Source organism: Kutzneria sp. 744, from assembly GCF_000568255.1.
Lineage (GTDB): Bacteria > Actinomycetota > Actinomycetes > Mycobacteriales > Pseudonocardiaceae > Kutzneria.
Genome location: NZ_KK037166.1, coordinates 3,801,131 through 3,810,665, shown reverse-complemented (window position 1 = coordinate 3,810,665; position 9,535 = coordinate 3,801,131). Strand labels below are relative to the sequence as shown.

At 70.2% G+C, this 9,535-nt stretch carries 10 protein-coding genes; all 10 read left to right on the top strand.

What is annotated here, in order from left to right; translation table 11 throughout:
- Positions 1-199: 199 nt before the first annotated feature.
- A complete protein-coding gene (locus KUTG_RS17020; protein ID WP_043718033.1) occupies positions 200-2,821 on the top strand; it encodes a valine--tRNA ligase in 2,622 nt (873 codons plus the stop codon).
- A gap of 7 nt (positions 2,822-2,828) precedes the next feature.
- Positions 2,829-5,306, top strand: coding sequence for a valine--tRNA ligase (gene valS, locus KUTG_RS17015; RefSeq protein WP_043718031.1), 2,478 nt, complete (start codon positions 2,829-2,831; stop codon positions 5,304-5,306).
- Between the two features lie 122 nt (positions 5,307-5,428).
- The gene (locus KUTG_RS17010) at positions 5,429-5,611 is read left to right on the top strand and encodes a hypothetical protein (protein ID WP_043718029.1); all 183 of its coding nucleotides are present in this window, start codon (positions 5,429-5,431) and stop codon (positions 5,609-5,611) included.
- The gene (locus KUTG_RS17005) at positions 5,608-5,997 is read left to right on the top strand and encodes a type II toxin-antitoxin system VapC family toxin (RefSeq protein ID WP_043718027.1); all 390 of its coding nucleotides are present in this window, start codon (positions 5,608-5,610) and stop codon (positions 5,995-5,997) included. The genes KUTG_RS17010 and KUTG_RS17005 overlap by 4 nt, the downstream gene beginning before the upstream one ends.
- A gap of 55 nt (positions 5,998-6,052) precedes the next feature.
- Positions 6,053-7,414: a bifunctional tetrahydrofolate synthase/dihydrofolate synthase gene (locus KUTG_RS17000; protein ID WP_043718024.1), complete on the top strand. Its 1,362-nt coding sequence runs from the start codon at positions 6,053-6,055 to the stop codon at positions 7,412-7,414.
- Positions 7,411-7,776 (top strand): DUF4233 domain-containing protein, encoded by a 366-nt coding sequence (locus KUTG_RS16995; RefSeq protein WP_043718021.1) that lies wholly within the window; start codon positions 7,411-7,413, stop codon positions 7,774-7,776. Before KUTG_RS17000 ends, KUTG_RS16995 begins: the two co-directional genes overlap by 4 nt.
- A gap of 25 nt (positions 7,777-7,801) precedes the next feature.
- Positions 7,802-8,029, top strand: coding sequence for an AbrB/MazE/SpoVT family DNA-binding domain-containing protein (locus KUTG_RS16990; RefSeq protein WP_043718019.1), 228 nt, complete (start codon positions 7,802-7,804; stop codon positions 8,027-8,029).
- A 19-nt stretch (positions 8,030-8,048) separates the two neighbouring features.
- Complete coding sequence (locus tag KUTG_RS16985) at positions 8,049-8,444, top strand: type II toxin-antitoxin system VapC family toxin (RefSeq protein WP_232240833.1); 396 nt, start codon at positions 8,049-8,051, stop codon at positions 8,442-8,444.
- A gap of 57 nt (positions 8,445-8,501) precedes the next feature.
- Positions 8,502-9,200 (top strand): hypothetical protein, encoded by a 699-nt coding sequence (locus KUTG_RS53555; protein ID WP_157494581.1) that lies wholly within the window; start codon positions 8,502-8,504, stop codon positions 9,198-9,200.
- Positions 9,201-9,252: 52 nt separating this feature from the next.
- Positions 9,253-9,535 (top strand): nucleoside-diphosphate kinase (locus KUTG_RS16975; protein ID WP_043718015.1); only part of this gene is annotated, 283 nt, incomplete at its 3' end.

Here is a 9,535-nt window from a genome sequence, read left to right as displayed (position 1 = left end):
GCGGTCCCGGTCTGCGTGGCCGCGACTTCCTGGCCGCGCGTCGGGCCCGCTTCTCGGCCGCGCGCAGCCACTTCTCATCCGTCAGATCCGGATGCCGGTCGATGTCGTCCACGGTTTCCCCCCGTTTCGGCGCGAGCACTGTAGCAACGGCGGTGTCACCCGTTCGTTGGGTGCCGTCGCGCCTCCGTAGACTCTTCGCGTGACCGAGACCCTTCCGCCGCAGTACACCACCGACCTCCCCGCCGCCTGGAACCCGGCGGAGGTAGAGCAGGGGCTGTACCAGCGGTGGGTGGACAACGGCTACTTCCAGGCCGACCCGGCCAGCGACAAGCCGCCGTTCTGCATCGTGCTGCCGCCGCCCAACGTCACCGGCAGCCTGCACATGGGCCACGCCCTCAACCACACGGTGATGGACGCGCTGACCCGCCGCCGCCGCATGCAGGGCTACGAGGCGCTGTGGCTGCCGGGCATGGACCACGCCGGCATCGCCACCCAGAACGTGGTCGAGCGCCAGCTGGCCGGCGAGGGCCTGTCGCGGCACGACCTCGGCCGCGAGCGCTTCGTCGAGCGGGTCTGGGGCTGGAAGGCCGAGTACGGCGGCAAGATCCTGGACCAGATGCGCCGCCTCGGCGACAGCGTGGACTGGAGCCGCGAGCGCTTCACCATGGACGAGCCGCTCTCGCGCGCCGTGCAGACCATGTTCAAGAAGCTGTTCGACGACGGCCTGGCCTACCGGGCCGAGCGGATCATCAACTGGTGCCCCCGCTGCCTCACGGCGCTGTCGGACATCGAGGTCGAGCACTCCGAGGACGAGGGCGAGCTCGTCTCCATCCGCTACGGCGACGGCGACGCCTCGATCGTGGTGGCCACGACCCGCGCCGAGACCATGCTGGGCGACACCGCCGTCGCGGTGCACCCGGACGACGAGCGCTACAAGCACCTCATCGGCACCGAGGTCGAGCTGCCGCTGACCGGCCGCCGCATCCCGATCGTCGGCGACGAGCACGTGGACCCGGCGTTCGGCACGGGCGCGGTCAAGGTGACGCCGGCGCACGACCCCAACGACTTCGAGATCGGCCAGCGGCACTCGCTGCCGTCCATGACGATCATGGACGCCCGCGGCGTGATCTCGGTGGCCGGCCCGTTCGAGGGCCTGGACCGGTTCGAGGCGCGTCCCGCCGTGGTGGCGGCGCTGCGCGAGCTGGGCCGGATCGTCGCGGAGAAGCGGCCGTACCTGCACTCGGTCGGCCACTGCTCCCGCTGTGACACCGTGGTCGAGCCGCGGCTGTCGCTGCAGTGGTTCGTCAACGTGGGCCCGCTGGCCAAGGCCGCCGGCGACGCCGTGCGCGACGGCCGCACCACCGTGCACCCGCCGGAGCTGGCCAAGCGGTACTTCGACTGGGTCGACAACCTGCACGACTGGTGCATCTCGCGGCAGCTGTGGTGGGGCCACCGGATCCCGGTCTGGTACGGCCCGGACGGCGAGGTCGTCTGCGTCGGACCGGACGAGCAGCCGCCCGCCGGCGAGGGCTGGCACCAGGACGAGGACGTGCTGGACACGTGGTTCTCCTCGGGCCTGTGGCCGATGTCCACGCTCGGCTGGCCGGACAAGACCGCCGACCTGGCCAAGTTCTATCCGACCAGCGTGCTGTCCACCGGCTACGACATCCTGTTCTTCTGGGTCGCCCGGATGATGATGTTCGGCCTGTACGCGATGGACGGCGCGCAGCCGTTCGACCACGTGTACCTGCACGGCCTGATCCGCGACGCGCAGGGCAAGAAGATGTCCAAGTCGCGCGGCAACGTCATCGACCCGCTGAACTGGCTGGACACCTTCGGCGCCGACGCCGCCCGGTTCACGCTGGCCCGCGGGGCCAACCCGGGCGCCGACATGGCGCTGGCCGAGGAGTGGGCCGGCGGCTCCCGCAACTTCTGCACGAAGCTGTGGAACGCCAGCCGGTTCGCGCTGCTCAACGGGGCGACCACGGCCGTGCCGGTGCCGGCCCGCGACGAGCTGACCGACGCCGACCGATGGATCCTGGACCGCGCCGACCAGGTGGTGTCCGAAGTGGACGCCCTGTTCGAGCGCTACGAGTTCGCCAAGCTGTGCGAGGCGCTGTACCACTTCACCTGGGACGAGTACTGCGACTGGTACCTGGAGCTGGCCAAGGTCCAGATCGCCGAGGGCGGCGCGCGGGCCGAGGCGACCAGGGCCGTGCTCGGGCACGTGCTGGACAAGGTGCTCCGCCTGCTGCACCCGGTGATCCCGTTCATCACCGAGACGTTGTGGACCGCGCTGACCGGCGGCGAGTCGCTGATGATCGCCGAGTGGCCGACGGTGTCCGGCGTCGACGCGGATGATGTTGCCGCGCGGCGCATCGACACCGTGCAGAAGCTGATCACCGAGGTCCGGCGGTTCCGCGCCGACCAGGGTCTCAAGCCCGGCCAGAAGGTTCCGGCGCGACTGTCCGGTGTGGACGAAGCCGACATCGCCGGCCAGCTGGCGGCGATCCGCGCCATCGCCCGGCTGGAGGAGCCGTCTGACGGCTTTGCCGCCAGCGCCTCGCTCGAGGTCGGCGGCGTGCACGTCGAGCTGGACACCTCGGGCACGATCGACGTGGCCGCCGAGCGCAAGCGGCTGGCCAAGGACCTCGCGGCGGCCGAAAAAGAACTGGCCCAGTGCGACGGGAAGCTGAACAATCCGGCTTTCGTCGACAAGGCCCCGGCGCAGGTCGTAGACAAGATCAAGGCGCGCCGGGAGGCCGCCGTCGCCGACATCGCGCGGGTGTCCGCGCGTTTGGACGCACTGCCGGAAGGGTGATTTCTCCATGACGGGTGACGGAATTCCGCAGCGCCCGTCGATGGAGGGCATCGAGGACAAGTGGTCGGGCCGGTGGGCAGCGGACGAGACGTTCCGCTTCCACCGGCCCGATTCCCGTGCTGAGGTGTTTTCCATCGACACGCCGCCGCCGACGGTGAGCGGGTCGCTGCACGTAGGCCACGTCTTCAGCTACACCCACACCGACGTAGTAGCCCGGTTCCAGCGCATGCGCGGCAAGCACGTGTTCTACCCGATGGGGTGGGACGACAACGGGCTGCCGACCGAACGCCGTGTGCAGCTGCGCTACGGCGTGCGCTGCGATCCGTCGCTGCCGTACGACCCGTCGTATGTGCCGGCGGAAACCTCCGGTAAGCAGCAGGTTGGCATCTCGCGGCGGAACTTCGTCGAGCTGTGCCAACGGATGACCGTCGAGGACGAGCAGGTCTTCGAGGCGCTGTGGCGTCGGCTCGGGCTGTCCGTGGACTGGTCGCTGACGTACTCGACGATCGGCCCGTACGCGCAACGCGTGGCGCAGCTGGGTTTCCTCCAGCTGGTGCGGGAAGGTCAGGCCTACCAGTCGGAAGCGCCGTCGCTGTGGGACGTGACGTTCCAGACCGCGGTGGCCCAGGCCGAGTTGGAGGCGCGGGACCACGCCGGCGCCTGGCACCGGATCTCCTTCGGCCCGGTGGAGATCGAGACCACCCGGCCCGAACTGCTGCCGGCGTGTGTGGCGCTGATCGCCCACCCGGACGACGAGCGGTACAAGGCGCTCGTCGGCACCGCCGTGCGATCTCCCTTGTTCGGCATGGAGATCCCGGTGCTCGCCCATCCGGACGCCGAGCCGGAGCGCGGTGCGGGCATCGCGATGTGTTGCACCTTCGGCGATCTGACCGACGTGCGGTGGTGGCGTGAGCTGAAGTTGCCCACCCGCACGGTGATCGGCCGCGATGGCCGGTTCCTGCCGGAGCCGCCCGAGGGCGTGCCGGCCTCGCCGTACGACGAGCTGGCCGGGCTGACGGCCTTCAGCGCGCGCAAGCGGATCGTCGAGCTGCTGCGGGAATCCGGCGACCTGATCGGCGAGCCGCGGCCCACGACCCGACCGGTCAACTTCTACGAGAAGGGCGACAAGCCGCTGGAGATCGTCTCCAGCCGGCAGTGGTTCGTGCGCAGCCTGGAGCACCGGGAAGCGTTGCTGCGTCGGGGATCCGAGCTTCGCTGGCACCCGGCGTGGATGCGCAACCGGTACGACGACTGGGCCAAGGGCCTCAACTCGGACTGGCTGGTCAGCCGCCAGCGCTTCTTCGGCGTGCCTTTCCCCGTCTGGTATCCGCTCGACGCCAGCGGCGAACCCCGTTACGAGGCCCCGATTCTGCCCGCTGTCGACGCGTTGCCGGTCGACCCGTCGAGCCAGGTCCCGCCCGGCTACGACGAGTCGCAGCGCGGCGTGCCCGGCGGTTTCGCCGGCGACCCGGACGTGATGGACACGTGGATGACGTCCTCGATGTCGCCGCTGATCGTGTCCGGCTGGCAGCACGATCCGGCGCTGTTCGCGCTGACCTATCCGATGGACCTGCGGCCGCAGAGCCACGAGATCATCCGGACCTGGCTGTTCTACTCGGTGCTGCGCTCGCACGTCGAGCAGGACGCCCTGCCGTGGTCCGACGCGGTCATCTCCGGCTGGATCCTCGATCCCGACCGGAAGAAGATGTCCAAGTCGGCCGGCAAGGTCGTCACGCCGGACGACCTGCTCGCCGAGCACGGCTCCGACGGCGTGCGCTACTGGGCCGCCAGCGGCCGGCCCGGCACCGACACCGCCTTCGACCCCGGGCAGATGAAGGTCGGCCGCCGGCTGGCCACCAAGCTGCTCAACGCCAGCCGCTTCGTGCTGTCCTTCGACGAGCCGTCCGACGACGAGATCGTCACGCATCCCCTGGACATCGCCATGGGCGCGGCGCTGTCGTCCGTTGTGGACGACGCCACCGCGGCGCTGGAGTCCTTCGAGCACACCACCGCGCTGGAGCGGATCGAGCGCTTCTTCTGGACGTTCTGCGACGACTACCTCGAACTCGTCAAGGAACGGGCCTACGGCTTCGACGGCGCCGGCTCCGCCCGGCTGGCGCTGCGAGTCGGGCTGCAGACCCAGCTTCGGCTGTTCGCGCCGTTCCTGCCGTTCGTGACCGAGGAGGTGTGGTCCTGGTGGCAGCACGGCTCCGTGCACCACGCGCCGTGGCCGACTTCCGTCCACGGCGGTGACGCCTCGGCCCTGGACCTCGCCTCCACCGCCATCGCCGCCGTCCGCAAGGCCAAGTCCACCGCCAAGCTCTCCATGCGCGCCGACGTCGCCGCCGTCGAGATCGCCGCCGACCCCGCCACCCTGGCGCTGGTCAGCGGCTTCGCCGACGACCTCGTCGCCGCCGGCCGCATCGGCGAGCTCCGCTACCGCGAGGTGGAGGGCGGCGAACTCGAGGTGACCGTCCAGTTGTGATAGCACTTTGTCATGACAATGACGGTGGGTATTCGTGAGGTGACCCGGCACACCTCCCAGGTGGTGCATCGCGCCGCCGCGGGGGAGATCGTGGTGATCACCGAGCATGATCGGCCCATCCGATGCTCGTGCCGCTGCCGGCCACCGGAAACCCGGTGGTCGACCAGTTGATTCGGGAGGGCAAGCTCACGCCGGCCAGCAATCCGGCCGGCGTGGCTGCCCTCCTGGCGATCACTCCGCACCCGGCGAGCGACGAGACCGACAGCACCGACGTGGTGTCCGAGCTTCGCGAGGACCGTCTGTGATCTATCTCGACGGCTCCGCCGTGGTGAAGCTGGTCCGTCGCGAAGCCGAGACCGGCGCGCTTCGCGCGTGGCTGGCGTCGAACGCGCAGCCGCTGGTCTCCTCCGCGCTCGTGCGAACCGAGACCGCGCGGGCCCTGGCCAGAAGCGATCCGGCCGCCCTTGCGGTGCTTCCGTCGGTTCTCGCGCTGCTGCACCAGAGGTCCGTCACCGACGACCTGCTCGACGCCGCGGGCCGGTACACGGATCCGGTGTTGCGCAGCCTGGACGCGATCCACCTTGCCACGGCCGAGGAACTGCGATCGGCCCTGGGCTGGTTCGTCACGTACGACAAGCGGCTGGCGGATGCCGCGCGGGCGCGCGGTCTCCAGGTCTCCATTCCCGTCTGAGCGGGCCCCGTAGACTCGGTGGGTACCCCCGTCGCCCACCGCACCGGAGACCAGCGTGCCCCAGAACGATCCCGAGGCGCTCGCGGCGCTGCGCGAGGTCGAGTCCGAACTGGACACCCGGTGGCCGGAGACGAAGATCGAGCCGTCCACGGACCGGATCGCGGCGCTGGCCGACGTGCTGGGGGAGCCGCAGCGGTCGTACTCGGTGGTGCACATCACGGGCACGAACGGCAAGACGTCGACGAGCCGGATGATCGACGCGCTGTTCACGCGGATCGGCCTGCGCACGGGGCGGTACACGAGCCCGCACCTGCAGCTGGCGACCGAGCGGATCAGCCTGGACGGGGAGCCGATCAGCGCGCGGCAGTACGTGGAGGTCTACCACGACATCGAGCCGTACATCGCGATGGTGGACGCCAAGTCGGACGTGAAGATGAGCAAGTTCGAGGTGCTCACCGGCATGGCCTTCGCCGCGTTCGCCGACGCGCCGGTGGACGTGGCGGTGGTGGAGGTCGGCCTCGGCGGCCGCTGGGACGCCACCAACATCGCGGACGGCAAGGTCGCGGTGATCACCCCGATCGACATCGACCACACCGACTTCCTCGGCACGGACATTCTCGGCATCGCGGCGGAGAAGGCCGGCATCATCAAGGAAGGCGCGGTGGCGGTGCTGGCCGAGCAGCGCCCCGAGGTGGCGCAGGTGCTGCTGGAGCGCTGCGCGGAGGTGGGCGCGACGGTGGCCCGCCAGGGCATGGAGTTCGGCGTGCTGGCGTCGGAGGCGGCGGTCGGTGGCCAGCTGCTGACGCTGCAGGGCCTCGGCGGCGTGTACGACGAGGTCTTCCTGCCGCTGTTCGGCGTGCACCAGGCGCAGAACGCCGCGCAGGCGCTGGCCGCGGTGGAGGTGTTCTTCGGCGCGGGGGCCGGCCGCAAGGTCGACGTCGACGCCGTGCGCGAGGCCTTCGCCACGGTGACCTCGCCGGGCCGGCTGGAGCGGGTCCGCAACGCCCCCAGCGTGTTCGTCGACGCCGCGCACAACCCGCACGGCGCCCGCGCCCTGGCGACGGCGCTGCAGGACCAGTTCTCCTTCCAGAAGCTGGTCGGCGTGGTGAGCGTGATGGAGGACAAGGACGTCGAGGGCATCCTCGCCGCCCTTGAGCCGGTGTTCACCGAGGTCGTGCTGACCAACAACGGCTCGCCGCGGGCGATGGACGCCGACAAGCTGGCCGGCCTGGCCCGTGACGTGTTCGGCGAGGACCGCATTCTCGTCGAGCCCCGCCTCGACGACGCCATCGAGGAGGCCGTCCGGCTGGCCGAGGAGATCGAGGACGGCCCGGTGTCGGCCGGCGGCGTCGTGGTGACCGGCTCCGTCGTCACCGCCGGCGCCGCGCGCGCCCTGTTCGGCAAGGAGCCCGAGTGAGCGCCCCCGACCCGATGAAGGGCATCCGCGGCATCATGGCCGGCACCATGGTGCTGGAGGCCATCGTCACCGGGCTGGGCCTGTTCGTCCTGTCCCGCGTCGACCACCTCAGCGGCTGGCCCGTCACCGCGGTCGCCGTGCTGGCCGTGCTGATGGTGGTGTCCGCCGGCTTCTTCGGCCGCCCGTGGGGTGTCCCGTTCGCCCTGGTGCTCCAGGTGCTGATCCTGGTCGGCTTCGTGCTGAGCGTCCCGCTCGGTGTGGTCGGCGTGCTGTTCGGCCTGGTCTGGGTCTACCTGCTGTGGGTGCGGCGCGACGTCGCGCGGCGCATCGCCGCGGGAACGCTGCCCAGCCAGCAGCAGTAAGAGTAATACCTGTTATACTCTTACCGTGAGGCTGACCAGCAAGGGGCAAGTGACCATCCCCCTCGAAATTCGCGAAGAGTTCGGGCTGCAGCCCGGAGACGACGTCGAGTTCGTGCTCGACGAGCACGGGCTGCACGTCGTCAAGAGCACCCAGCAGCCGAGCCGGGGCCGGCGGATCGCCGAGTCCCTGCTCGGGCGGGGTGACGTGCCCATGACCACCGACGAGATCATGGCGCTGACGCGTGGCGAATGATGTCGGACGGGGCACCTTGGTGGACTCGAACGTTCTGATCGACCTGTTCACCAAGGACCCCACCTGGTGTTCGTGGTCCTTCGCCCAGCTCGCGGATGCGGGCGATCGTGGGCCGCTGCTGATCAACCACGTGATCTACGCCGAGGTGTCGATCCGCTTCAGCAATTTCGAGGAGCTGGAGGAGGCCCTCGGGCGGGACGTCTTCCTGCGTGCCGAGCTGCCGTGGACGGCGGCCTTCCTGGCCGGCAAGTGCTTCCGCGACTACCGCTCCCGCGGCGGCACGAAAACCTCGCCGCTGCCCGACTTCTTCATCGGGGCCCACGCCGCCGTCATCAAGCTTCCGCTGCTGACCCGGGATGCCGCGCGCTATCGCACGTACTTCCCCACGGTCGAGCTGATCACCCCGGACGACTGAGCGCCGCCGCAAGGGGCCAGAATGCTCGGGTTCGCAGTCGAACGGGGGAGGACGACGATGACGGGGCCCTACCAGCAGCCGGGCTCGTGGGGACCGCCGCCCCCGCCGATGCCGCCGCCCCGCAAGTCGCAGACGGGCGCGATCGTCGGGACCGTCGTCGGTGTCGTGCTGATGCTGGGGCTGGGGACCTGGGCGGTCATCGGCATCATCAGCAGCCGGCACAGCACCGAGGCCGGCGGCACGGGCACCAGCACCACCAAGACCACCCGCACCACCACGCGCCCGCCCCGCACCACCAACACCAGCAGCGTCCGGTTCGCCGTCAACGACTGCGTGTGGCTGGACGTGAAGACGAGCGAGCGGGTGTCCTGCACCTCCGACAAGGCGGCGCTCCAGATCAACCTGGTGATCCCGCAGCAGGACAAGTGCGCCGACACCGACGCGTACGACTCCTACGGCGACGGCTGGTACGACGGCAAGCTGGCGCTGCGGTACTGCGCCTCGCTGTCCGTGCCCAAGGGCCAGTGCGTGCAGCTCGACCTCGACGACACCGGTTTCGTCGAACGCGCCCCGTGCTCGGCCACCAAGCCGTTGGCCGCCGGCGCCCCCAATGCCAAGACGTATCAGGTGACCGACGTGGTCAGCAGCGCCGACGCCAAGACCGCCTGCGACAAGGTGCCGGCCACCGACGACGTGTGGTTCTACCAGTCGCCCAAGTCCGGGCAGTTCGCCTGCCTGAAACAGCTCGGCGGCTGACCGGTTACCCTGCTGGCCGGATAGTCCCTTTACCTAAGGAGTTCGGACCACCGTGAGTGAGCGCACCCTGGTGCTGGTCAAGCCGGACGGCGTCAGCCGCGGCCTGGTCGGCGAGGTCATCGCCCGGATCGAGCGCAAGGGCCTCAAGCTCGCCGCGCTGGAGCTGCGCACCGCCGAGCGCGCTGTCGCCGAGGAGCACTACGCCGAGCACGCCGGCAAGGGCTTCTACAACGACCTCGTCGAGTTCATCACCGGCGGTCCGCTGGTGGCGATCGTCGTCGAGGGCACGCGGGCGATCTCGGCGTTCCGGCAGCTGGCCGGCGGCACGGACCCGG